Origin of the sequence: Paenibacillus sp. 2TAB23 (assembly GCF_052115165.1) — a bacterium.
GTDB lineage: Bacteria > Bacillota > Bacilli > Paenibacillales > Paenibacillaceae > Pristimantibacillus.
The window spans coordinates 141954-166136 of the sequence record NZ_JBFRGD010000018.1 but is presented as its reverse complement, the minus strand read 5'-3'; the positions used below and the strand labels follow the sequence as shown (position 1 = coordinate 166136).

At 52.8% G+C, this 24183-nt stretch carries 21 protein-coding genes; 4 read left to right on the top strand and 17 right to left on the bottom strand.

Features of this window, described 5'->3' with window-relative positions:
• Window positions 1-743: 743 nt before the first annotated feature.
• The 8 genes from AB4Z29_RS23225 to AB4Z29_RS23190 form a co-directional block, all read right to left on the bottom strand.
• The gene (locus AB4Z29_RS23225) at window positions 744-932 is read right to left on the bottom strand and encodes a hypothetical protein (protein ID WP_054026245.1); all 189 of its coding nucleotides are present in this window, start codon (window positions 930-932) and stop codon (window positions 744-746) included.
• A 181-nt stretch (window positions 933-1113) separates the two neighbouring features.
• The gene (locus tag AB4Z29_RS23220; RefSeq protein WP_441945353.1) at window positions 1114-1335 is read right to left on the bottom strand and encodes a hypothetical protein; all 222 of its coding nucleotides are present in this window, start codon (window positions 1333-1335) and stop codon (window positions 1114-1116) included.
• A 140-nt stretch (window positions 1336-1475) separates the two neighbouring features.
• Entirely contained in the window at window positions 1476-1904 is a 429-nt protein-coding gene (locus AB4Z29_RS23215) for a PaaI family thioesterase (RefSeq protein ID WP_246431789.1), read from the bottom strand.
• Window positions 1905-1909: 5 nt separating this feature from the next.
• On the bottom strand, window positions 1910-3688 hold the full coding sequence (locus AB4Z29_RS23210; RefSeq protein ID WP_441945352.1) for a long-chain-fatty-acid--CoA ligase: 1779 nt from the start codon (window positions 3686-3688) through the stop codon (window positions 1910-1912).
• Window positions 3689-3703: 15 nt separating this feature from the next.
• Complete coding sequence (locus AB4Z29_RS23205) at window positions 3704-5479, bottom strand: acyl-CoA dehydrogenase family protein (RefSeq protein ID WP_441945351.1); 1776 nt, start codon at window positions 5477-5479, stop codon at window positions 3704-3706.
• A gap of 139 nt (window positions 5480-5618) precedes the next feature.
• Window positions 5619-6833 carry an acetyl-CoA C-acyltransferase gene (locus AB4Z29_RS23200; protein ID WP_441945350.1) on the bottom strand — a complete coding sequence of 405 codons (1215 nt, stop codon included), beginning with the start codon at window positions 6831-6833 and terminating at the stop codon, window positions 5619-5621.
• 30 nt (window positions 6834-6863) lie between these two features.
• On the bottom strand, window positions 6864-9305 hold the full coding sequence (locus AB4Z29_RS23195) for a 3-hydroxyacyl-CoA dehydrogenase NAD-binding domain-containing protein (RefSeq protein ID WP_441945349.1): 2442 nt from the start codon (window positions 9303-9305) through the stop codon (window positions 6864-6866).
• A 384-nt stretch (window positions 9306-9689) separates the two neighbouring features.
• A complete protein-coding gene (locus AB4Z29_RS23190) occupies window positions 9690-11933 on the bottom strand; it encodes a (Fe-S)-binding protein (protein WP_441945348.1) in 2244 nt (747 codons plus the stop codon).
• Window positions 11934-12170: 237 nt separating this feature from the next.
• Between AB4Z29_RS23190 and AB4Z29_RS23185 the strand changes: the two genes are divergently transcribed.
• Together AB4Z29_RS23185 and AB4Z29_RS23180 are read left to right on the top strand one after the other, a co-directional pair.
• Window positions 12171-13019 (top strand): electron transfer flavoprotein subunit beta/FixA family protein, encoded by an 849-nt coding sequence (locus AB4Z29_RS23185; RefSeq protein ID WP_441945363.1) that lies wholly within the window; start codon window positions 12171-12173, stop codon window positions 13017-13019.
• Window positions 13020-13595: 576 nt separating this feature from the next.
• Complete coding sequence (locus AB4Z29_RS23180) at window positions 13596-14588, top strand: electron transfer flavoprotein subunit alpha/FixB family protein (protein WP_441945347.1); 993 nt, start codon at window positions 13596-13598, stop codon at window positions 14586-14588.
• A gap of 493 nt (window positions 14589-15081) precedes the next feature.
• On the opposite strand, the gene AB4Z29_RS23175 is transcribed toward AB4Z29_RS23180, so the two are convergent.
• From AB4Z29_RS23175 to AB4Z29_RS23145, 7 genes are all read right to left on the bottom strand, one after another.
• Window positions 15082-15753, bottom strand: coding sequence for an SOS response-associated peptidase (locus tag AB4Z29_RS23175; RefSeq protein WP_441945346.1), 672 nt, complete (start codon window positions 15751-15753; stop codon window positions 15082-15084).
• Between the two features lie 127 nt (window positions 15754-15880).
• Complete coding sequence (locus tag AB4Z29_RS23170) at window positions 15881-16732, bottom strand: AraC family transcriptional regulator (protein ID WP_183564793.1); 852 nt, start codon at window positions 16730-16732, stop codon at window positions 15881-15883.
• A 203-nt stretch (window positions 16733-16935) separates the two neighbouring features.
• On the bottom strand, window positions 16936-17649 hold the full coding sequence (locus AB4Z29_RS23165) for a hypothetical protein (RefSeq protein ID WP_441945345.1): 714 nt from the start codon (window positions 17647-17649) through the stop codon (window positions 16936-16938).
• Between the two features lie 25 nt (window positions 17650-17674).
• A complete protein-coding gene (locus AB4Z29_RS23160) occupies window positions 17675-18127 on the bottom strand; it encodes a flavodoxin (RefSeq protein ID WP_441945344.1) in 453 nt (150 codons plus the stop codon).
• A gap of 245 nt (window positions 18128-18372) precedes the next feature.
• Complete coding sequence (locus AB4Z29_RS23155; RefSeq protein ID WP_441945343.1) at window positions 18373-19179, bottom strand: hypothetical protein; 807 nt, start codon at window positions 19177-19179, stop codon at window positions 18373-18375.
• Window positions 19180-19207: 28 nt separating this feature from the next.
• A complete protein-coding gene (locus AB4Z29_RS23150; protein ID WP_441945342.1) occupies window positions 19208-19369 on the bottom strand; it encodes a hypothetical protein in 162 nt (53 codons plus the stop codon).
• A gap of 415 nt (window positions 19370-19784) precedes the next feature.
• Window positions 19785-19997 (bottom strand): hypothetical protein, encoded by a 213-nt coding sequence (locus tag AB4Z29_RS23145; RefSeq protein ID WP_441945341.1) that lies wholly within the window; start codon window positions 19995-19997, stop codon window positions 19785-19787.
• A 28-nt stretch (window positions 19998-20025) separates the two neighbouring features.
• Between AB4Z29_RS23145 and AB4Z29_RS23140 the strand changes: the two genes are divergently transcribed.
• Window positions 20026-20499, top strand: coding sequence for an exosporium glycoprotein BclB-related protein (locus tag AB4Z29_RS23140; RefSeq protein ID WP_441945340.1), 474 nt, complete (start codon window positions 20026-20028; stop codon window positions 20497-20499).
• A gap of 256 nt (window positions 20500-20755) precedes the next feature.
• Here AB4Z29_RS23140 and AB4Z29_RS23135 read toward each other — a convergent pair whose 3' ends face one another.
• On the bottom strand, window positions 20756-21340 hold the full coding sequence (locus AB4Z29_RS23135; protein WP_441945339.1) for a hypothetical protein: 585 nt from the start codon (window positions 21338-21340) through the stop codon (window positions 20756-20758).
• Window positions 21341-21460: 120 nt separating this feature from the next.
• Between AB4Z29_RS23135 and ilvA the strand changes: the two genes are divergently transcribed.
• Entirely contained in the window at window positions 21461-22729 is a 1269-nt protein-coding gene (gene ilvA, locus AB4Z29_RS23130) for a threonine ammonia-lyase IlvA (RefSeq protein ID WP_441945338.1), read from the top strand.
• Between the two features lie 397 nt (window positions 22730-23126).
• Here ilvA and AB4Z29_RS23125 read toward each other — a convergent pair whose 3' ends face one another.
• Window positions 23127-24104: an aldo/keto reductase gene (locus tag AB4Z29_RS23125; RefSeq protein WP_183564772.1), complete on the bottom strand. Its 978-nt coding sequence runs from the start codon at window positions 24102-24104 to the stop codon at window positions 23127-23129.
• Window positions 24105-24183: the final 79 nt, after the last annotated feature.

Below are 24183 nucleotides of genomic sequence, written 5' to 3'. Positions count from 1 at the left end.
TTCGGTGGTTCATCCGAGTGCTCAGTTATCTTTTGCCGAATTCGATCGGTTATTGAGTGTGAACCACTTGCAGCCAGAATGGATCGTCTTTTTGACGAGCGTCTTAAACTTTCCCTAAAACCAAAAATTGGTTAATCAACAGACCTGCACAAAGTGCAATGTACGCCTCAGTGGGTTATTGGTCGATGATTTAACTGGTTACTCAGACTCCCTCTAACCGGCGAACCTAGCTATGTTGCACTTTTAACACTCTAATCGTCGTTTAACTAACCACGCTCTTGCTACGTTGCAGTTTCTGCAACAGATTGGTACTGTTTCATCCCATTAACCACTTTCCAGGGGGATTCTGCTGTACTATCTGCAACGTAGACTCGCGAATTGCCTTTTATGTGTGTTTCTATTGCACAGAGTGCAATGTACGCTGCGTTGGTTGATTGGTTGTGGGTTGGTGGGTTGGCTGGTTACTGGTGGCTGGTGGTGACTAGTTGGTCGTTGGCTGGTAGTTGGCTGATTGGTTGGCTGGTTACTGGTGGCTGGTGGTGACTAGTTGGTCGTTGGCTGGTCGTTTGCTGGTTGTTGGTGGCTTGGCGGCTTGGTGGTTGGTTGGCTGCTGGCTTGGCCGATTGGTCACTGTAAACGATAAAGTTGGTTGGAATCGCTTGGCGCAGCTCTGCCTACGAAAAACAAAAAGACTTTGCATCCTGCCGCGTGACAGTGTACAAAGCCGTATAATACATATCGTGCTAACTGACTGAGGAGTTGATCCTGCCTAACTCATTTTCCACCAATGTCGTTAATTCATCCTCGTAGCCTCCGGTAATCCGGTACTTGCGAATATATTCTTTAACAAACTTACGCGGGTCCTTGGGTTGAAAAATTCTCGTGAGTTCCTTCAGGCTTTCCTTGACTTCATTCTGGCTATGTTTCGCCATGAAATCTCCTCCCCTTTACGTTGGATGGTCGTCCTAAACAGCATTATACGAGACCGCATGCGGCGAGTACTCCGCAAGAACCCCCACTCGGTGCAGGCAACTCCATGGCCAATGAGTCACAATGTTCACATTTTTCTTACTATTATAACATTTTGATTTCGATTATGAAAGTGAACATTTCTTAATCTTGCTGCGTGGCTTGTTCGGGTTTGGCTTCCTTTTTGTGCCCGCCATCCGTTGATTTTGCTGATATAAATACGTTTGGAGGCGAGACATCGTCAGCCTGGTGAGACGTAGAAGATAGCCGATCTTTACGAAACATTCTTAAATATGCGATCACGCCAACGACGGCAACCGCAATTCCGAAACCTAATACCAGTGTCGTTACCCAGCCTTGAACCATGTCCTCGCCTCCTTCCCTATTACATTTATCGGAATATTTCCGTCATTCATTAATCCCTTTGCTAGCTATTAAACTTTCCATATATTAGGTTTTATTATAACGAATCAGAAGCAGGCAAGCAAATGACCAACATCCTCCGCCTATATAATGCGATAAGCACCGATGCCAAGACCAAGCAGCTTCCCGCTTTCATCCTTCACCTGCGCTTCAAGCGTCAACGTCCTTGCCGTACGATGAACCAGCACCGCCTCGCACAGCAGCACCCCACCCTTGCTGCTCGCTAGAAACTGTGTGTTCAAATTCGCTGTTACCGTACGCTGCTCAGGTGCTGCCAGCATCACGCAAAGTCCCATTGCATTGTCTAAAAGCGACATCAAAACGCCGCCGTGAACGATGCCGAGTAAGTTGAGATGCCGCTCTGACGCATCTAGGCAGATCGTCGCTTTGCTGGCGTTTGCCTGCACGACCTCACAGCCGAGCACTCCCCAAAATGTCGCTTGAGCGCGCTCCGCGAGCCTAGTCAGGTGACCGGCCTGATCAGCCTCCTGTACAAACCAGTCCTCATCCAATCCGATCACTCTCCCTTGTCCTCAGCAGCGGCCTTCTGTCCCGTCTCTTCCTCATGAAGCTTGCGGCGAAGCACCTTACCAACCATCGTCTTTGGAAGCGTTTCCCTAATCGCATAATGATGAGGTACCTTGTATGCTGCCAGCCGCTCCCTGCACCAGCGATCGAGCTGACTGCTCGATACTTGCCAGCCCTCTTTGAACACGATAAACGCTTTTACCGTTTCTCCGCGGTACTCATCCTTAATGCCGATAACGGCCGCTTCCCTGACGGCAGGGTGCTCGAACAGCACCTCCTCCACCTCTCGTGGATAAATATTAAACCCGCCGGCAATAATAACGTCCTTAATACGATCCATGATCGTAAAATAACCGTCCTCGTCCATTGTGGCCAAATCGCCCGTATATAACCACCCGTCGCGCAGCACTTGAGCCGTTTCCGCCGGCTTGTTCCAGTAGCCCTTCATTACCTGCGGCCCGCGGACGATAAGCTCTCCAAGCTCCCCGACAGGCAGCCGCTCGCCTGTTTCCTGATGAATGACAACCGCTTCCGTATCCGGAAACGGGACGCCGATCGTACCAATTTTGCGCCGCCCCCATATCGGATTGGCATGCGTGACAGGCGAAGCCTCGGATAGCCCGTAGCCCTCGATGAGCCGGCCTCCCGTCAGCGCTTCGAACTTCTCCTGTACCTCAAGCGGCAATGCCGCGGATCCGCTAATACACACATTAATGGACGAAAGATCTGTTTTGGAAGCCGCCTTGTGGTGTATGAGCGCTACATACATCGTCGGAGCGCCTGGGAAAATGGTCGGCTTCTGCTGGCCGATCGTCTGCAGTACGGTCTCAACCTCGAAACGGGGCAGCAAAATAAGCGTGCCTGCGCGCAGCACCGACATATTCATTAATACCGTTAATCCAAATACATGAAACAGCGGCAGCGCCGCAAGGAAACGCTCTTTCGCATCCTCTGCCTTGTAGCACCACGCTGAGGTTTGCATCGTGTTCGCCACCAGATTAAGGTGAGTCAGCATAACTCCCTTTGGCGTTCCGGTTGTGCCGCCTGTATATTGCAGCGCCGCGAGCTCCGCTCCCTTAGCCGGCTCCGGCAGCTTGGCAGAAGCGTGCTTCCCTGCCAGAAGCTTCTTGTAATTGACCACGCCAAGGCTTCCATATGGAATTTCTGCGCGAAAGCCTTCTTTCCGCTGCTTGAGCGGGTATAGCAAGCTTTTGGGAAACGGCAGCCCATCCTTAATGGATGTGACTATCGCATGCTTCAGCTGCGGCAGAGGACCTTTCTCCGGCTGCTCCCCCCGCACCCGAGACAACCGAGGATAAAGCAAATCTACCGTAATGATGGCGACCGCCCCGCTATCCGCCAGCTGATGCTCCAGCTCCCGCTCCACATATAGCGGATTCGTCTGGACGACTACGCCTCCTGCAAGCAGCACCCCGTAATAGGCAATGACTGCCTGCGGGCAATTGGGAAGCATCACCGCCACTCGGTCACCTTTAGCGACGCCAAGAGAGACAAGTCCCAGAGCAAGCCTGGTGGCCGAGTCATGCAGCTCGCGATACGTTACGATTTTGCCAAGGAAATGAATAGCAGTATGATCCGGATGCTTATTAACCGCATTAACTAAGAATTGAACGATGCTCTGGTCGGGATAGCTCTGCGAAGGAGAAACCTCCTCCGGATAGTGACGAAGCCATGGATACGCATGCTGCTGTGCTTCAATGGACGGCTGGTCTTGCAAAGACGGGTCTTCCGGTCCGAGCGGCTCCATTCATGCTCTCCCCCTTCACACGACATAATGCTCACCGCGAATGACGCGGGCAGCAATCGTTCGTTTCAAAGCAACCGTATCCGACAGCGGCGCACGCATTAGCTTCTTCAGAATGGACAGCTGCATCTGCAGACCGTCTCCTTGCTCAAGCGCGGCAAGCGCAAGCTTAGCCAGTGACTCCACGCGCTCCATCGCTTCCTGTACGAATACAGTCGTCATCGCAATGACGTTTTCTACTTTCTCCGATCCGGCCCCGCCGCTTGCCTTAACGATCTTTTGAGAACGCAGCAGCGCGCTTTCCATAGCAAAAATTTGGATCATTAGATCGGCAAGCGAGCACAGCACCTCCTGCTCCTGTTCAAGCCGAAGGCCCAGCTTCTGGACGGCCAGCCCCCCAATGGCAAGAAAAGCCTTCTTAGCCTGCCCGAGGCGGAACGCCTCTTTGCTGAGCGGCTTCTCAAGCGGCGGTATCGGCATCGGCTGCACGAGCTCGGTTTGAAGCGACCGCACTTTGCGGAGCAGCGGAAGCTCGCCCTTTAGTGCTTTTTTCATCAGCGTTCCGGGTATAAGCATTCGGTTGATTTCATTCGTCCCTTCAAAAATCCGGTTAATCCGCGAATCCCGGTATATCCGCTCCACTTTGTATTCATGGATATAGCCGTATCCGCCATGAATCTGCACCCCTTCGTCAGCTACGAAATCAAGCGCCTCGGATGCGAATACTTTAATAATCGAGCACTCAATGGCATACTCTCCGATCGCCTTCGCAACGGACACGCCGTCCGCAGACTCCGTTGTCCGCAGCATCGCGTCAATCCATCCGGCTGTCCGGTACACCATGCTTTCAAGCACATAAGTACGAATGTTCATATCGGCCAGCTTCGCGCCAATGAGCGGGTAGGAGGAAATTGCCCGGCCGAACTGTTTGCGCGTATTCGCATACGAAGATGCCAGCTCAATCGTTTCCTTCGATGACCCGAGACAAGCCGCCCCAAGCTTGAACCTGCCAATGTTCAAAATATTAAAGGCAATCTGATGCCCTTTTCCGACCTCCCCCAGCACATTCTCGACCGGTACGGACACATCCTCGAAAAATAAAGGGCGCGTTGAAGAGCCCTTGATGCCCATCTTATGCTCCTCCGGACCAATACTGAACCCCGCCATGCCCCTCTCCACAATAAACGCCGTAAAATATTCACCATCGACTTTGGCATACACGATGAACAGATCCGCAAAACCGGCATTCGTGATATACAGCTTGGAGCCGTTCAATACGTAATGCTTGCCATCCGGCGTCAGCCTGGCCGTCGTTCTCGCGCCGAGCGCATCCGAGCCCGATGCCGGCTCCGTCAAGCAATAAGCGGCAATCCGCTCGCCGGTTGCAAGCGCAGGCAGGTAGGCTTGTTTTTGCGCTGGCGTTCCGAAGAATACGATGGGCAACGTACCGATGCCGGTATGCGCTCCGACCGAAAGCGCGAACGACGAAGCGCGGGCCAGCGTCTCCGCAAGCAATGTCGTGCTAACCTTATCCAGGCCAAGACCGCCGTATGCTTCCGGCACATCGGCCCCGAGCAAGCCAAGCTCTCCTGCTTTCCGCATCAGCTCTACCGTCAGATCATAATTCAGCGCCTCCAGCTCCGCATCGCGAGGCGCAATCTCCGTATCTAAAAACTGCCGCGCCGCATCGCCCATCATCCGCTGCTCTTCCGTGAAGTCCTCGGGTGTCACCACCGAATCCGGCGTGCTGTCCTCCATGACAAACCGGCCGCCAAAACGTATCGCTTCCGTCATGCTGCAGGTCTCCCTTCAGTCATTCGTTTATTAGCGCTGTTAATTGTACTCAACCTAAATTATTGACCCCGTCCGTATCGTAACGATCCTCTTGCGCTTGCCCGGTTACCTCGATTACTTCAGCCGCACCGAGTCCTCCTCATTCACCGTAAACTTCGATCACTCCAGCCGCTCCCATCCCGCCGCCTACGCACATCGTAACAACGCCAATTCCGCCTCCGCGCCTGCCTAGCTCATGAATAAGCGACACCGTCAGCTTCGTTCCCGTACACCCAAGCGGATGCCCAAGCGCAATGGCTCCTCCGTTAACATTCACCCGATCAGGCTGAATGCCCAGCTCTCTAATAATTGGAACGCACTGGGCGGCAAAAGCTTCGTTCAACTCGAACAAATCAACCTGCTCAAGCGTAATTCCCGCTCTCCGAAGCGCTTTGGGTACCGCCTCTATAGGTCCTATGCCCATCACTTCAGGAGCGACACCTGCTACGCTGAAGCTTCGGAATACAGCGAGCGGCCGCAGTCCAAGCTCCTCGGCTCGCGCTCTGCTCATTACAATGACAGCAGCTGCGCCGTCGCTCATTTGCGAGGTATTGCCAGCCGTAACCGTTCCTTCTCTGGCAAAAGAAGGCTTAAGCGGCGCCAACGTTTGTACGCTCGTCTCCGGCCGTACGCCCTCATCGGTATCGAACTGAAATGCTTTCGACCAAGGCCTTCCCGCATCATTCACCCCAGAACGACTCGCCGTGATCGGAACGATCTCCGCTTGGAAGCGACCTGCCTCAATTGCCGCTGCCGCCTTGCGATGGCTGGATGCCGCGTACGCATCCTGTTCGCCCCGCGATACGCCGTAGCGGCGGGCAACCTCCTCGGCTGTATGCCCCATGCCCATGTAAACCTCCGGCCGCGAATCCACAATTGCCGGATGCGGCGACAGCTTAAAACCGGTCATCGGCACATGGCTCATGCTCTCCACGCCGCCCGCCGCTATAACATCCGCATCGCCAAGCCGAATACGCTCCGCCGCATACGCAATCGCTTGCAAGCCGGATGCACAGAACCGGTTTATCGTAACGGCTGGCGTCGTTACCGGCAGACCTGCATATAGCGAAATAGTGCGCGCCATGTTAAGCCCCTGCTCGCCTTCCGGCATCGCACAGCCGATAATCACATCCTCAATAAGGTCCGGCGACAGAGCCGGCACTCGCTTGAGTGCGCCTTCCAGCACCGCTCTGCCCAAATCCTCCGCCCTCGTCTCGGCCAGGCTGCCCTTGGATGCTTTGCCGACTGCCGTCCTCACCGCAGCTACGATAACAGCGTCTCGACCGTGATTCTCAAACGGTGATGAAGCTGACATTTCGCCCTCCTCCTTCTGCTTCAAAAGCATTTAATTGCGCAGCGGCTTGCCTGTAGCCAGCATGTGGCTCATACGCTCCTGCGTCTTCCGCTCTCCGCATAAGCTAAGGAATGCTTCGCATTCCAAATCGAGCAAATATTGCTCGCTTACCTCCGCGCCTGGCTGAATATCGCCGCCGGCAAGCACAGACCCAAGCTTGCCGGCGATAAGCGCGTCATGCTTGCTAATATGGCCGCTTAACCGCATCGCCTGCACCGCGACCTTCAGCACCGCGCCGCCCTCGCGCCCGGCAACGCGGATACGCTCCTCCGCTGGCGGCGAATAGCCTGCGCGGTCAAGCGCCAGCACCGCCCGCTTCGCCTCGGCAATTCGCGCTTCCTGGCGCATGATGACGCGGTCCTGCGGCCGCATCAGTCCGATGCGGCTCACCTCGAAGCCGCTGGATGACGTTTTTGCAAGCGCAATCGTCTCGAACAGCGTATTCAAATGCGGCTGCAGGTCGCCTCCAGGCTTGCCGCTGCTCGCGGCCAATGCGCGCTGCGCAGCCATCGCTGCCGCTTCCTTGCAGCCGCCGCCAGCTGGAATGAGACCTACTCCCGTCTCTACGAGTCCGAAGTAGGTTTCCGGGGAATATATGATTTGATCCGCAGGCAAGCACGCTTCAACCCCGCCGCCAAGCGTCATACGGTGCGGAGCCGCTACGACAGGACGATCGAGCCGCTTCAGCTGCAGCATGCTGCTTTGGAAGAAGCGAATAATCTCCTCTACCTCATCCCAGTCTCCGCTCTGCGCTTCCATCAGCAGCAGCAGCAAATTCGCGCCTACGCAGAAATGACGGCCTTCATTCGCAAGCACCAGCCCGCGCCAATTCTGCGATACCTCCTTCGAGCTCTGCGTAATCGCAGCCAAAATATCACCACCGATCGCATTGTTCGGCGAATGAAATTCAAGCAGCGCCACCTCATCTCCAAGATCGATCAGACTCGCGCCGTTGTTCGAAAAAACGGTTTTCCCTGCTTCCTTCAGCGCAGCGAGCGAAATGATATCCGGCTCAGCAGGCTCAGCTTGATAAGCTCCGCTCGCTGCATAGACGCGTTCATCTCCCTGCATGCGATAAAAGCTTTCATTGCCTGCCGCAAGCCAAGACAATACCCACTCCGGTACACGATCGCCCTCCTTCTGCATCCGCTGTACCGAATTCCGCAGCCCTATCGCATCCCAAAGCTCGAACGGGCCCAGCTCCCAATTGAAGCCCCAACGCATTGCACGATCGATGTCCGAAAGCGAATCCGCTATGATGCCAACCTGACCCGCCGCATACAGCAGCGTTTTCTTGATCGTTGACCAAGCGAACTTCGCATACCGGTCACGCGGATCGGTGCCGAGCAGCGCTTTCACCTTTCCTGCTGCCCCCTTGGCAGCCTTCGAAGCATCGATGACCGGCGAGCTTACCGGGCGCTTCGGTCCGTACTCCAGCGTATCGAGCCGCAGCGACTCAATCTCGCTGCCGTTCTTGCCTTTTATTTTGCGATAGAATCCGGCTCCCGTTTTCTCCCCTAGACGCCCATCGGCTACAAGCTGCTCCAGAAGCGCGGGCCTGGCAAATACTGCTTGCTCGGCAGGATCACTGCTCCTCTCCCGTACATTGTCTACGACATGCAGCAGCGTATCGAGGCCCACAATGTCCAGCATGCGCAGCGTTGCCGTCTTCGGCCTGCCCATTGTGGGACCCGTGAGCGCATCCGCTTCTTCTACCGTCAGGCCAAACGCCAGCGTATCCGCCAAGGTGACTAACATCCCATAGGTACCGATCCGATTAGCAATAAAGTTAGGGGTGTCCTTAGCCAGCACAACGCCCTTGCCCAGCCGTTTCTCGCAAACCTCCGTGAGCAGCCGCACCACCTCAGGCGAAGTATCCGCGGTAGCGACGATCTCAACTAGCTTCATGTAACGAGGAGGATTAAAGAAATGCGTAACGCCAAAATGCCTCCGAAACTCCTCGCTTCTCCCATCCGCCATGGACGTCGCCGACAAGCCCGACGTGTTCGTGGACACGATTGAACTTGGAGAGCGTGCCGATTCAATTACAGCAAGCACCTGCCGCTTAATGTCCAGCCGCTCAACAACCGCCTCTACGATCCAATCCGCCTCGCCAAGCGCGTCCAAATGATCAGTCAGGTTGCCTGGGGTTATGCGTGCGGACCAGCTCGGATCATATAGCTGTGCAGGCTGGGATTTGCCCATCTTAGCGACAGCTGCCGCAGCAAGCCGGTTACGAACCTTGGCATCGGCAAGCGTCAATCCTTGCCGCTCCTCATCTGCCGTGAGTGACTGCGGTACAACGTCCAACAGAGTGACACGCATGCCAGCGTTCGCCAAATGGGCCGCGATGCCAGCGCCCATGACGCCTGATCCAATCACAGCGGCTCTGCGTATGGAGCTGGCGCTTTTTTGCAGCGCTTGTATCGTCATTGACAGCCTCCCTATACTTTGTTTTTCCCTTTCTCTCCGCCCGCTATCGGACAGGAGCGTTCCTCATGGCTCATGTCTAATAAATAACCTTACTTTATGCTGTGTAGGCCTTGCCTTTGCCTTGCGCCTCGTACCTCAAACCTCATACCTCATGACGAGTACTCCTTGCTCTGCCTCGTACCTCGCACCTCAAACCTCATCTCATATACTCCTGCCTCTGCCTTGCACCTCGTACCTCAAACCTCATCTCATATACTCCTGCCTCTGCCTTGTACCTCGTACCTTGTACCTCGCAGCTCAAACCTCATCTCATTCAAACCCCACCTCATATACTCCTTGCTCTTCCTCGTACCTCGCACCTCAAACTTCATGTAGCTTAACTGCTTATTCGCCGAAGACGCTCTCTGCCAGCAGCTCTGCCACATCACGCGCAATAACCCGCTCATCGGAACCTAGCGCCTTCAAGCCATCCTCCATCATCGTCAAGCAGTAGGGGCATGCAGAGCTGATAACCGATGGCTTCACCTCCAGCGCCTGCGCGGTACGCGCATGGTTGACCCTCGTTCCGGCATGCTCCTCCATCCACATCAGTCCGCCTCCCGCTCCGCAGCACATTCCGTTTGAGCGCGAGCGCTCCATCTCCAGCGTCTTCACGCCTGGTATGGCACGAAGCATATCTCTTGGCGCTTCATAGGTCTGGTTGTAACGGCCGAGATAGCAGGAATCATGAACGGTTACAAGCTCGTCGATCGCGTGTACCGCTTTTAACGAACCGTTGGCAAGCAGCTTCGCAAGCAGCTCCGTATGATGCTCAACTAAGATGTGCTGCGGCAGCCCAAAATCCGGATACTCGTTTTTGAGCGTATTATAGGTATGCGGGCAAGCGGTCACGATGTGGCTAATCTCGTATTTGCCAATAGTCTCGATGTTCTCGCGGCACAGCTCTTGAAAGAGCAGTTCATTCCCGATCCGCCTTGCGGTATCGCCAGAGCTTCGTTCTTCATGGCCAAGCGTCGCGAAGCTTACACCCGCATGCTTCAGCAGCCGCACAACATCGTACAGCACGCGCCGGCTGCGCATATCATAGGCGCCCATCGAGCCCGCCCAAAGGAGCACATCAGCTTTTCGTCCCTGCTGCTTCAGCTCTTGCATCGTAGGGACACGTATGCCTGTGCGGCTCTCGCACTCGGCAATCCATGCGGCACGCTCGGCACGAGGCAGCCCCCACGGGTTGCTTTGTCGTTCAATATTCTGGAGCGCGCGCTGCCCGTCAGAAGGCAGCCTGCCCTCCATGAGCACAAGGTGACGGCGCATGTCGATGATTTTATCCACATGCTCATTGCCTACCGGGCACTGCTCCTCGCAGTTGCGGCAGGTCGTGCACGCCCAAAGCTCCTCCTCCGTCAGCACCTCGCCAATCAGCTCCACCTCCTTCGGATCGACGCCCTCCCGTACGCTCCAAGCTCCTACTTGAGCAGCCATCGTCGGCTCGATATCGGTCCCCCAATCTGCAGGCGACTCCCATGCGGGAATGACGCCGCCCATGACATGCGCATTTGGCCCGTTTGTTTTGGATTGCCAAAGGCTGGCGGGCAGCCAAGGCGACTTGGACGTAATCGCGGCGCCTTTCTCCGTCAGATGATCCCTCAGCTTCACGATCAGATGCATCGGTGACAACAGCTTGCCGGTGCTTGCGGCAGGACAGACGTTCGTGCAGCGGCCGCATTCCACGCAGGCATATAGATCGAGCATCTGCTTTTGAGTGAAATGCTCTACCTTCCCCGCACCGAACGCTTCCGCTTCCTCATCCTCAAGATTGAGCGGCGTAAGACGCCCAGGAGGGGTACTGCGCCGGAACCAAAGATTAAGGGGCCCGGTCATTAAGTGGAAATGTTTTGACTGCGGCACATAAACGAGAAAACCGAGCAGCACGAGCAGATGCAGCCACCAAAACAGCTCAAAACCAGCATGAGCCAAAGCGCCCCCCGATTGGATGCCGATGTTCTCAAGCAATTGTGCCAGGCTGCTGCTGATTGGCGCATATGACTCGTGAATGGGTTCGATGACAGACGATGCTTCTTCAATAGCCAGCCGTTCGAACGCCAGAGTAAACAACACCGTCAGCATTAGCGAGCCAATGAACCACATGACAAGCGACGGCTTCCATCCTCGTTTCAGGCGCGGCAGCCTTTCGCCGTAGCGCCGAAAAGCACCGTAGAGCACAGCGCCAAAAACGAGTGTAACGGTCAGCTCCTGCGTAAGCGAGAACGCACTATAATAGGGCAGAGGCAGCGGAGATCCGTTGCTCAGCCCTTTCCAGATCAGATCTGCCGCACCGAACTGAAGCACGATAAAGCCGTAAAAATAAACCAAATGCATGCTTCCGCTTCTCACGTCGTTCAGCAGCTTGCGATGGCCGAGCACCTGTGCGCTAAAGCCTGCTTGGCTCCCCCGCTCACGACGGTACCGGGTGAAGGTATACGGTGCTCCGAGCCTCATATACATGATGCGCCTGTGCACAACCATCCCGAACATGGTAACGGCAAGGATTACAACCGCAACAAACAACACCCATTTGCTCCCTGTAATCCAAGGATCGACCTTTCCGGCTGCCAACCATGAAGACATATGCCACGCCCCCCTTAATTGCCCGCTCCTGCAACAGAGCATCAAAACGCAAAGTAGTCGGACAAGCATTAAAGCGCTTCCAAAAATAGCCGCAATGCTCCATGTATATGTCTTTTTGAGCATGAACATGCCGCCCAGCAGGCGATTGAAAACGGTCTATTCATGCCTCAAACCACATATCGTAGCACTGATGGACAGTGTGACCAACATGTCGGTTGAAGTGAGGGAGCTTCTATGCTGAAAATAGTTGTGCTTCTCAAGCAAACGTTTGATACCGAGGAAAAAATCATCGTAAACGCTGGCCGCGTGGATGAATCTGAAGCCAAATTCGTCATCAACCCTTACGATGAATATGCACTGGAGGAGGCGCTCCGCCAGCGGGAGCGCCTAGGCGGCGAAGTCATTGCCGTAACCTGCGGTCCGGAGCGATCTCAGGACGCGCTGCGCACTGCGCTGGCAATTGGTGCCGATGAGGCTATTAGGCTGGACAGCTCGACTCTGCCCGAGGATGGCTCCGCCGTTGCAGCAGCACTTGCTGCCGTTATCGCGCCGCTCGCTCCTGATCTACTGCTTGCCGGACTATTCGCGGTAGACAGCGGGGCTGGCAGTGTCGCCCTGCAAATCGCCGAGCGGCTCGGGCTGCCCCATGCATCGTCTGCCATTAAGCTTACGCTTCTATTCGCAGATGAAATAAACGTATTACCCGCGGACAGCGTGCTGCAAGCCGCAGGTCCCTCCAGCGCTCAACGTTTTGCACTCGTCGAGCGCGACATCGAAGGCGATACTGAAACCGTCGTGATTCCGCTGCCCGCGCTCATCACGGCGCAGCAAGGACTGAATGAGCCCCGCTATCCGTCTCTGCCGGGCATAATGAAAGCGAAGCGCAAGCCGCTTCGTACTGTAACGGCGGCCGAGCTGCTAAGCAGTGGTGCGCTCGATCCTGCGGGCATAGAACCGCGCACCGCCCGCACTGAGCTGCTACCGCCACCGCCACGAGCGGCAGGCAAACGGCTCCCCGGCGAGCCGATATCGCAGGCAGCCGCGCTGGTGTCGCTTCTACGAGAGGAAGCGAAGCTACCTCTCTAATTAGTCTTCTAGCTGGGCTTTTAGCTGGGCTTCTAGCTAGGTTTTTAGCTCGGCTTCTAGCTAGGCAAGTATGAACGCGGGGAGAACTCCAAAGCTACGCCTGAGTGGCTCAAACTCTCCTCAATACTATTAGCCGAGTAGCGTTGCACCTTGCACACTCTATTCGACGTTTAACTAACCACGCTCGGTTTCCGGTTGCCGGTTGGCAAAAGATGAAATTAGTTACCTCAGACCCCTCTCCAACCGGCGAACCTAGCTACGTTGCACTTTGTACACTCTATTCGTCGTTTAACTAACCACGCTCTTGCTACGTTGCAGTTTCTGCAACAGAATGGTCCTTTCACAGCCCATTTCCCACTCATAAGAGTGATTCTGTTGTATTTTCTACAACGCAGCCTGGCGAATTGACGTTTACTTGAGATTCTATTGCAAAAAGTGCAATGTACGAACACATTTAGCGATTGCCTTTTATGCAAAATCCCTTTGCATTAAGTGCAGTACACCTCTACTTCTAAGTGTAAATAACCGCCTATATCATCGTTTATCTTAAGCGACACAAGAGAGGAGCAGCACTCCATGCCCAAAAAGATTCTGGTTTTTGCTGAGAGCCGAGGCGGCGCGCTGCGGCGAGTCGCGCTCGAGGCGCTCGGCGCAGCGCAGCTGCTCGCAGGCAAGGACGGCGCCGTGCATGCCGTCCTTGCCTGCTCCGGCGGCGCGGCGGATGAAGCCGCCGCGCTAATCGCGCGGGGGGCGGACGTCGTGCATATCGCCGACGATCCTTCCCTCCGCGCCTTCGCGCCCGAGGCGTACCTCGCCGCCCTCGGCGCAGCCATCGCTGCGGTGCAGCCGGACGCGCTATTGCTCGGCCACACCGCTATGGGGCGCGAGCTCGCGCCCCGTGTGGCCGCAGCAATCGGCACCGGCCACATCGCTGACGTCATCGCCATCGAAGCATCTGACGACGGCGATGGCGCCTCATTCACTCGCCCGCTCTACGCCGGCAAGGCGTTCGAGCGGCGCAGCTTCGTGCCGGGCCAGCCGTGGGTCGTCACGGTGCGCCCGAATAACATAAAAGCGGCGGATGCGCTCGACGCCGCCGACATTACGGGCACCGTTGCGGAGCTTCCTTTCACGGTGCCGCCGCTCTATACCGCCGTGCGCAGCCTTGTGCGCCGCGCCGGCGGCCAGCTTGACCTAGCCGAGGCCGACGTCGTCGTGTCCGGCGGTCGAGGCGTGCGAAGCGCGGCGGGCTTCGAGCCGCTGCAGGCGATGGCCGCGGCTCTCGGCGGCGCCGTCGGCGCCTCGCGCGGAGCCTGCGACGCAGGCTACTGCGACTATGCTCTGCAAATCGGGCAAACCGGCAAGGTTGTCACCCCGCAGCTTTATATCGCCTGCGGCATAAGCGGCGCCATACAGCATCTTGCCGGGATGAGCCAATCCCGCGTCATTGTCGCGATCAACAAAGACCCCGACGCTCCTATATTCGGCATAGCCGATTATGGCATCGTGGGCGATTTATTCGAGCTTGTACCTTTACTGACAACCGAGCTGCAGCGTGCTCGCACCTAAATCATCCCTACTGCACTCACTACAGCGAGCTCGCACCCAAAAACATCTCTACTGCTACACACTACAACGTGCTCACACCCAAAATCATCTCTACTGCACCCACTACAACGTGCTCGCACCCAAAATCATCCCTACTGCACCCACTACAACGTACTCGTACCTATCATCCCTACTACACCCACCAAAACGAGCCCGCACCCAAAATCATCTCTACTGCACCCACTACAACGTGCTCGCACCCAGAATCATCCCTATCTCTCCCGCTACAGCGAGCTCACACCTAGCATCACTCCGTGATTTATCTCCATCAGCCACACCAAGAGGCTGCCCCAAGAGCATGCCCTAGCTTCGGCCAATCCCATAACATGCACAAAGAACCTACAACTCCACTTTAATTTGGAGTTGTAGGCTCTTTCCCAACCATTCCGTAAAAATCCGGATTTGAAAATATTCAATATCCGACTTTATATCATCCTCATTACCGACGCTCTATCTATGCGAAATCAGGCCGTATCTCCCGGATGCAGTCCGGCGATTCGAACAAATCATCATGCACTGCATTCGTAACGGGATACGCGCGCATCAGATAGGTATCCATCGCCTCCAGATGCTTGCGCAGACCGCTGAATTCGGTAATCCGCGGGTTCAGCCAGTCCTCAATGCCTTCCTCATCGAGAATAACAGGCACTCGCGGCTGCCATACAGACATCGCGCCGGTCGAAGCCGCGGTAATCATCGTGAACGCGCGAACCTCTTTGCCGCTCACGTTTCTCCAGCAGTCATAAATGCCTGCAATGCCCAGCAGTTGCTGGCTCGGAACGACAATATGCATCGCTCTTGGATCACGCTCCTTGCCCACCTGCTTTTGTCCGAAAAAACCGCTGCAAGGCAGCACGCATCTTTGCCTTCTTAGCATGCGTGCCAGGAAAGGCTTCTCGGATAGCGTTTTATGGTCGGCATTCACTGCATCCTTTGCCCAGAACGGAAACAAACCCCATCTGGATTCCTGCATCGTTCTTTGGTCAAAACGGTCATTCATCACAATGGACACCGTCTGCGTAGGCGCTACATTAAATCGATTCGTATGTCCTTTAATCACCTTGCCTACCTGAAACCGATCCACGATATCGCTTATATCTGCCGTTAAGGAAAACCGTTCAATCATCGCAACCACCCTTTTTCACGTTGTTTGAATCCAGTTTCTGTTAAAGGCCGCAAAATTATGCAGGCTGCTTGACGAAAAAAAAGCGGGGACCGAGCATCTGCCCGTTCCCCGCCTTTTATAAGCTAGCTTACATCGTGAACCGTTTGCGGAATTTAAGCGGCGGCATCCCGGTATGGGACGCGAACAGCCTTGAGAAATGAGGCGTCTGACGGAACCCCGTTTCCTCCGCTACCCGCGCGATCGTCCAATCTGTTTTGATAAGAAGCAGTTTGGCTTGATCGAGCCTATAATACAGCAAATATTGCTGCGGCGTACAATCGAATACCTCGGTCATGCAGCGCGTAATGTAATTGGTATGAAGCTGAAGCACATCGCTTAGCATTGTGTTGCTGATTGGGCTCCGATAATTAAGCTTGAGATAAGCAGCCGCCCGCTCTGCAACAGACACTGCTGCTTTGGCGGCATCCGAACGCCAGCCCTCATCAAGCATTTGCAGCAAATGCAGGAAACGCTGCTGCCGATCCCAGAAGGCACCGTGGGAGGAGCTCTTAGCCGCCTCATGCAGCTGCGAGAAAATGAGCTTGGCCTCGTCCGGATAAGTGAGCTTCATTTTTTTGGGCAAACGAATCGCATACGTATAATAATCGCCTCGCAGCGAGCCGCTTTGGTTGCCTACCGTCTCCTCCCAGGCGCCGACTGTCTGAAAATGAATCCAATCGAACACCGTTTCCTCTTCGCAAGGCCTTGTGGAATAATGCCAGCGATCAGGCCGCAGGATAAGAACATCGCCCGGACCAAGCGTCCATCTGCGATTATCCTCTGCCACATGCAGCGAGCCTTGGTTCACGAATAGCAGATCAAATACACCTAGATTCGTCCGGTTCGGATGCTCTTCCCCGGCATGATAGGTTAAGCGGTTGGATTCTATGAAAAAGGGCAACGGCGGTGAACGAAATGTTAGTAATAGCTCTTCTGACAACCTGATCTCTCCTTATTTACGTTTTGCACAGCAAAACGACTTCGAAAGCGAATCAAATCTCCCATGTGTAAATATGCAAAAAATGACTACTGCCCATGTTACTTGAAAACCGTTTCATTTGTCTACAATAAAACAAACCTCAAGCTCTCCTTTTCAGAAGTTTGCATGAGGCTGGCATAACTATTCTATGATATTACCATGACTTACATGACGAATTGAAAAGAGGATCCTGGGTTCACCTTGAACACATCAGCCTCCGGGAGCAAGCTTTTGATCAGATACATATAATCATAGGAACTCTCGAGCGATTCTTCATCGGGAACATATACCACTTTTTTGCCGTTGAGCAAGGACAGTACTTCTATTCGTGTCGGAAGCTTCTCGAAGGCACTCATGCAAAATACCGAGGTCATATGGAACAGTAAGCCCAGCGACTCTTCATCGACATCTACTGCCAGCTTCTGCACAATATAGTCGTCTGCTCCTCCATCTGGATCAACCGCGACCAAATGAAAGATTTGCGATATTTCGAGATCAAGCTCCTCTACGTAAGCCGTAAGCTGCTCATAAAAGATAATCGGCATTTGCGGGCATGAGCCTCCTAGCAGAAAGCTTGTTAACTGCTCCTTAAGCGTCTGTTTCATTTGCAAAAAATGCTCATCCGAATGAAACTTATAATTCCGATTCGTCCACCACTGCTCAACGGATGCTTCTATTGAGGCGCTTGAGCGCGCCGCTGCCGGCAGCCCGTAGAAATCATTTACGCTGTGGCTGGCCGCATACTGGACCATCTGTCTCCAGTTCACATCGTTCTTTCGTTTATGGCCTGCTTTATTATTGGCGAAACGCTCGGGATAACGCAGCAGCTCTTCCAGCTTATAATCCTCTACTCTCAGTACAATCGGTATTTGCTGCATTAGCGCTGCCGCTCCTCTCGTCTCTTTATCCTGCAACAGCTACAAGGCTGGCAATTTGACGCCCCATGCTTCTGCCTTGCTCCTTCTCATCCTCTGATGCGTTGTACTCGAACTYAATGCACGCTGCTGAGATGGTCGCGCCAAGCTCCTTAAGCTTTGCCTCAATCATATCAACAGCCGCGCAATAAATCGGATAGGATGTATCGCCTGAACCGAATGCAGCCGCGATCTTCCCGTTTAAATCAAGTGAAGCCATTTCATCGTAGAAATCAATGAATTCATCCGGAAGCTCGCCATCCCCCCACGTATAAGCCCCCATAATAATAGCGTCGTATTCCGTAAGCTCCGCCGCGCTGGCATCGAAAGCCTCTTTCAGCACAACCTCCGCACCTGCTTGCTTAACCCCCTCTGCAATGGCTTCTGCCATTTCTTCCGTGTTACCTGTCATGCTTGCATAAACGACAAGTACTTTCGACATCCGTCATTCCTCCTCTACCATCTGTGTGAATTGTATATTTAATGTCTTTATTTAATGTCTTTACTCAATTTTCTTTCAATTTCATTTTCAATTTCTTTTTCTATTTCTTTTTCTATTTCTATTTCTATTTCTATTTCTATTTCTATTTCTATTTCTATTTCTATTTCTATTTCAATTTCTATTTCAATTTCTTTTTCTATTTCTTTTTCAATATCATTAATTAATGTCGTTATTTAATGTCGTTATTAATTATCTTTATTCAATGTCTGAATGCCCTGAAAAAGAGTAGCCATATATAAGTTGCCGTCCTGCATATCAATGTCCGTTACCGGGCAGCCGAGCTTGATAGACAACAGCGTTACTTGATTGCAAATGTAAGCGAGCTGGAATAAACCTCGGTCCGTGCAGGCATACACCACGTTGCCCTTCGACATCACCGAAAATATAAACGGCTTGCCGAACCGAATCCGGTCAAATCTTCCTTTTTTGTCGCCAACGAGCAGCTCGCCTTTATCGCTCGTGCCTATCAGATGGCCTCTGAATACAGCTAAGCTAGTTATACTTGTTTCCAGCTCAAAATGCGCCCATTCATCCATGAAACGGTCATATAGAGAGATGCCGCTTTCATGCGCGATGATCAAATATTGCGGCAGGTTTATAAAGTCGAATACTTTCTTGTTCTCGCATGCGATCTGTTCCCAGCGGCTGCTCGCCTTGGACCATAATCCATATTCCGTAGCCGCGTAGCTGCTTCCGCCAATTTTGCGATATTGATAGCATGGAATCGTTAAGCCGTCGTTCTCCCAAGCCTCGCCGTTCCATTCGTACAAGCCGCTGCTCGTGCAGGCATGCAGCAATTCATGCTGCAGCTGCAGCCGATTCACATGGGCACTGCTGTCCATGCCAAGCTCAAGCTTCTCCCAGCTTCCTTCCGCGTCAATTTGATAAATGCCATGCCCGACGGAAGCGGCAAACAAGCAATCAGAGCCTGCTTTAACCGATGAGAACGGAAAGAGCAGCCAATTCCAAGGTCTGCTTGTTTCGGTTTGCATGTATTTCGCTCCTTCCATTCCAATAAAATTAGTAGGTCGTCTGCTGAATCTTCAGCTTTATATGTGTGCTCGCGTCATCGAGCATTTTATGGCTTATGTTCTGGTTTGCAGCCTCGTTTCCTTTGCCAAGCTGCTGCATAAGAAACGCAGATTTGCGTTTTTTCAATACCATTTCGTAAAGCAATCCCACAAGCTTTTCCTCCCGCTAAAGGTAGAGATACTTACCCCTCCCTTTAGTGATAATGATTATCACTTTCGTATACATGATAACCATTCTCAGTATGGATGTCAATGCATTTATTCATTTGATGTTCATCGGTTGCTTGCTCCAATCATCTAGTCATTCAGATAGGCTAATCTCTAGCATCCATTCACACAAATCCGCAAATATAGTTGAAGGTCTATGTCTCTACCTGATACTTACCCAATCAATAGATAGAATTCAAACGTAGAATAACGTATTAAACAAGGAGGTGCTTTCAACTGGGTTGCTCAAATCACAAGAATCGCTGCGTCAGAAAGCCAGCATCGGGTTGCAGACCAAAAAGAAAGAGTCATGGAGATAAAGTAATCATCGTTAAGAAAAAGCTAGTCGTCAATGCCCCTCAAGGCTCAACTGGCCGTAGAGGATTACAAGGACCCGCTGGACCTGCTGGTCCCGCAGGAGTTGCAGGCCCGATAGGCCCAGTAGGACCATCCGGCCCTGGAACTGGCATTACTGGCGCAACCGGTGCTGCAGGTGCAGTAGGAGCCGCAGGTCCTGCTGGAGCAACCGGTGCCACTGGCCCTACAGGTCCTTTCTTTGGCGGAACAATCATTCCTTATGCATCTGGAACAGTAGCTCCAGTGGTACTCGTATCAACAATAGCCGGTTTGGTTGGTACAACAAGCCTTGTCGGCTTTGGCAGCAGCGTTGCAGGTGTAAGCCTCGTTGGATTAGATATTACAGATCCGCTGCTTGCTCCAGGCTTTGCATTTACTATTCCGGAAGCAGGTACCCTTACTTCTATTTCAGCAGACCTCAGCATTTTGATCGCGTTGGCGTTGATTGGCGGCACAGCAACCGTTACTGCACAGCTATATAGAGCACCAGCAGGAAGCAACGTTTTCGCTCCTCTCCCAGGAGCACTCGTAACACTCCCAACTATCACCACCGTTGCTGTAGGCGATGTATTAAGCGGAATTACGACTGGCTTAGCCGTTCCTCTACTCGCACAAGACCGTATCATCTTGGTTTATTCGGTAACCACGACTGGTCTAACAGTCGCAACAACCGTAACTGGCCTTGCCAGCGCAGGCGTGTATATCACTCTCAGTTAATAATTGTTTTGAATCCAGCGGTACAGGAAGCCATTCCTGTACCGCTAATTTTATATTCTAGTCTACGTTTGTGTGAACTTGTTCACATGTCTATATAAGGACGCTTGCTAACCAGCTTGGACATGATAATATTCAAACGACATGAGCTATTTCAGGAATATTAATTTCTAGTGATTCATTTGGTCTTTATCACTAAAGAAGAGGCTACCCCAACAGGTCATTTCTGACCTGCTGAGAAAGCCTCTTCTTTTGCATGCTAGAGTGAAAACTGCAGCTTGAATCCGATTCGAATTCGATCATTCTCGAACTGAACATCCCTTACGGTTACAACATCATGGGCAGGCAGATCTAGCGGAATGATAATCGTATCCAGCATCGTTAACGGCAAGCTGCTCTTTTTCAATGACAAGGCATGCGGCCTAAGCACAATATTCGGCGATTGCCATTCCAGCGCATACACCGCTTCTAATGCAGCTGGCAGCCTTTCTTTATAAGTCACGTTCAAATGCGCCACAAGCCTGTTCTTCTCCAGCTCGAAGCGCGCTCCGTCCAAGCGCACATCTTTCCTCAGCATGATGGCCGATGATCCTGCTTCGCCGTTACCGTACTCGCTCTTCAAGTTTTGTTTGATCAGATGGTCAATATCCGTTTCCGTGAGGACGAGCTCCGGCTTTAAATTTTTGACCATATCCAGCGCTTTTCCCTTAACATCGATCGGAGCGTAGCTGAGATCAAGCTGCTCGTCCGGCGCAATATAGGATATGAGCCACCAAAGCGCTCCGCCAAGCAGCAAGAGCATAACAATGAGAAGCAGCAGCAGCCTTTTTACTATTTTGCCCATTCAACTTCCTCCACTCTATAAAAAATAGCAACTCACCATACATACAGCTGCGTTGATAGTGCTATAATGAATCCATTCATTTACGCTGTTGATCGGCGAAAGACGAGAGGATGATCATCTATGAACACAAATAATACCCCGCTGCACCGGATTGGGCTTGAAGAAATCGTTCAAGCGCAAATGCATTTGAAGGATGTCATTACGCGTACGCCGCTTCAATATAATCGCGTGCTCTCTGAGCGTTTCAACTGCCATGTGCTCTTGAAGCGTGAAGATCTGCAGATCGTTCGTTCGTTCAAAATACGCGGCGCCTACCATTTAATGCGCTCGCTTAGCGAAGAAACACTCGCCAAAGGCGTCGTTTGCGCCAGTGCAGGCAACCATGCGCAGGGCGTAGCTTATTCCTGCCAGACGCTCGGCATTCCGGGCAAGATCTACATGCCAAGCACAACACCGCGCCAAAAAGTTTCACAGGTCAACTTCTTTGGCGGCAATAATGTCGAGGTCATTCTAACCGGCGATACCTTTGACGATGCCTATGCCGAAGCGATTGCGGAGAGCAACCGCAGCGGCATGGCCTTCATCCACCCATTCGATGATGCCAAGATCATCGCCGGGAATGGGACCGTCGGCCAAGAGCTGATGGAAGCAGCCGAATCGGTTCCCGATTTCGTCTTCGTCACCGTTGGCGGCGGAGGGCTTGCCGCAGGCGTATCCTCCTATGTCAAAATCGTCTCGCCGGCTACCAGAGTTATCGGTGTAGAGCCTGAAGGTGCCCAGTCCCTTAGAGCATCGCTCGATGCGGGTAAAGTAACGCCGCTGGATCAGATCGACAAGTTTGTCGACGGGGCAGCAGTCAAACGTATCGGCGATTTGACATTTGAGCTTTGCAGAGAGCTGCTGGATGATGTCATTGCCGTACCTGAAGGCAAGGTATGCACCACCATGCTGGACTTATACAACGAGAATGCGATTGTTGCCGAGCCGGCTGGAGCGCTGCCGATAGCTGCGCTGGAAGCCTACAGGGAGCAAATCGAAGGCAAGACTGTAGTCTGTGTCGTAAGCGGCGGCAACAATGACGTAGACCGGATGCAAGAAATTAAGGAGCGTTCGCTCATCTATGAAGGCTACAAGCATTATTTCATGGTCAGCTTCCCACAGCGCGCAGGGGCGCTTCGTGAATTTCTGGATCGCGTGCTTGGACCAAACGACGACATAACCCGCTTCGAGTACACCAAAAAGTCGAATAAGGACAACGGCCCAGCACTCGTTGGCATCGAGCTCAAGCATAGAGAGGATTATAATCCGCTCGTCGATCGCATGACCAAGAAAGGCTTTCAGTTTCTAGAGCTGAACAAAGACCCTGTGTTGTTCAACCTGTTGATTTGATCAACTTGTTGATTTGTTCAATCTGTTGATTTGATCGACCTTTTGATTTGATCGACTTGTTAATTTGTTCAATCTGTTGATTTGATCGACCTGTTGATTTAATCAACAGGTTAAATTGATCAACTTGCACCATCGTTTTCGATGTTTGATGTTTTCAATGTTTTCAATGTTTTCAATGTTTTCAATGTTTTCAATGTTTTCGAAGTCTAACCTGTCTCCTATTAAACTCGGGGCTATGCCAAGAATCACTTCTGGAAAATTCAGTTCCGCTTTGTACGTAATAGGGGATTAAAAAAATAACCTTCAGCTCCACTTTAATAGTGATGTTGAAGGTTATTTTGTGCATGCACCGGACTATCCCGATCTGTTTAATTCTTTTGGGACAGCCGTGTTTGAATTACCAGGCATATGCGCGCGGCGCGTCCCCGCCAGGACCAGGGAATATTTCATCAATTCGCTTAAGCGCCGATTCATCAAGCGTTAGCTCGACAGCGCGAAGCGAGCGCTCGAATTGATCCAACGTACGAACGCCAATGATTGGTGCCGTTACGGCTGGATTCGCAAGCAGCCACGCCAGTGAAACAAGATCCTCGGGCTCGCCTAGCTCGTCACAGAACGCTGCATAAGCATCCAACTGCTCGCGATGCTGCTCCAGGCGCTTCGAGTCACCGCTGCGGCGTCCTCCGTCCTTCCGGCGGTGGTTGCCTGCCAGCAAGCCTCCGTCAAGCGGACTCCACGGAATTACGCCTAGTCCAAGCTCTTTGGAGGCAGGCAGCACTTCCAGTTCAGGCAAGCGGCATAGCAGATTGTACTTATGCTGCTCGGATACTAAGCCGATAGAGCCTCTTGCTTTGGCTTCGCCTTGTGCCACGGCAATATCCCAGCCCGCAAAGTTGCTGGAGCCTATGTAGCCCACTTTCCCTTGCGCAACGGCCGTTTCGAACGCGCCCCACAGCTCGCTCCAATGAACGCTGCGATCAACGTGGTGCATTTGATAAAGTTCTATGTGATCCGTTTGCAAACGTTTGAGCGATGCTTCCAAATGCCTGCGGATTTTGTAAGCAGACAAACCGGCTTCCCGGTTGGGGCCGTCATGCTTGTCATGCATATCGCCATATACTTTAGTGGCTAGTACGGTGCGTTCGCGGCGCCCATCGCCCTGGGCGAACCATTTGCCGATGATTTCCTCCGTGCGACCGGCATTCTCGCCCCAACCGTAAATGTTGGCGGTATCAATAAAGTTAATGCCTGCATCCAGCGCTGCATCTAGAATACGAAATGATTCCTTCTCGTCCGTATCTACCCCGAAATTCATCGTTCCCAGACATAAACGGCTTACCTGAAGACCTGATCTTCCCAATTTCGTATACTGCACTCTAAACATCGCTCCTTCAATTTTTGAAATAGGATGGATTGCTTTACTATTATACAAAAATTACACAAACTAACCAAAT

Bases quoted from the DNA above. Each gene is read 5' to 3' on its own strand.
- AB4Z29_RS23155 (WP_441945343.1), bottom strand. From the start codon at position 19,179: ATGCAAACCGAAACAAGCAGACCTTGGAATTGGCTGCTCTTTCCGTTC.
- AB4Z29_RS23180 (WP_441945347.1), top strand. From the start codon at position 13,596: ATGCCCAAAAAGATTCTGGTTTTTGCTGAGAGCCGAGGCGGCGCGCTG.
- AB4Z29_RS23225 (WP_054026245.1), bottom strand. From the start codon at position 932: ATGGCGAAACATAGCCAGAATGAAGTCAAGGAAAGCCTGAAGGAACTC.
- AB4Z29_RS23135 (WP_441945339.1), bottom strand. From the start codon at position 21,340: ATGGGCAAAATAGTAAAAAGGCTGCTGCTGCTTCTCATTGTTATGCTC.
- AB4Z29_RS23145 (WP_441945341.1), bottom strand. From the start codon at position 19,997: ATGATTGTTCCGCCAAAGAAAGGACCTGTAGGGCCAGTGGCACCGGTT.
- AB4Z29_RS23205 (WP_441945351.1), bottom strand. From the start codon at position 5,479: ATGACGGAAGCGATACGTTTTGGCGGCCGGTTTGTCATGGAGGACAGC.
- AB4Z29_RS23175 (WP_441945346.1), bottom strand. From the start codon at position 15,753: ATGATTGAACGGTTTTCCTTAACGGCAGATATAAGCGATATCGTGGAT.
- AB4Z29_RS23195 (WP_441945349.1), bottom strand. From the start codon at position 9,305: ATGACGATACAAGCGCTGCAAAAAAGCGCCAGCTCCATACGCAGAGCC.
- AB4Z29_RS23165 (WP_441945345.1), bottom strand. From the start codon at position 17,649: ATGCAGCAAATACCGATTGTACTGAGAGTAGAGGATTATAAGCTGGAA.
- AB4Z29_RS23220 (WP_441945353.1), bottom strand. From the start codon at position 1,335: ATGGTTCAAGGCTGGGTAACGACACTGGTATTAGGTTTCGGAATTGCG.
- ilvA (WP_441945338.1), top strand. From the start codon at position 21,461: ATGAACACAAATAATACCCCGCTGCACCGGATTGGGCTTGAAGAAATC.
- AB4Z29_RS23190 (WP_441945348.1), bottom strand. From the start codon at position 11,933: ATGTCTTCATGGTTGGCAGCCGGAAAGGTCGATCCTTGGATTACAGGG.
- AB4Z29_RS23210 (WP_441945352.1), bottom strand. From the start codon at position 3,688: ATGGAGCCGCTCGGACCGGAAGACCCGTCTTTGCAAGACCAGCCGTCC.
- AB4Z29_RS23200 (WP_441945350.1), bottom strand. From the start codon at position 6,833: ATGTCAGCTTCATCACCGTTTGAGAATCACGGTCGAGACGCTGTTATC.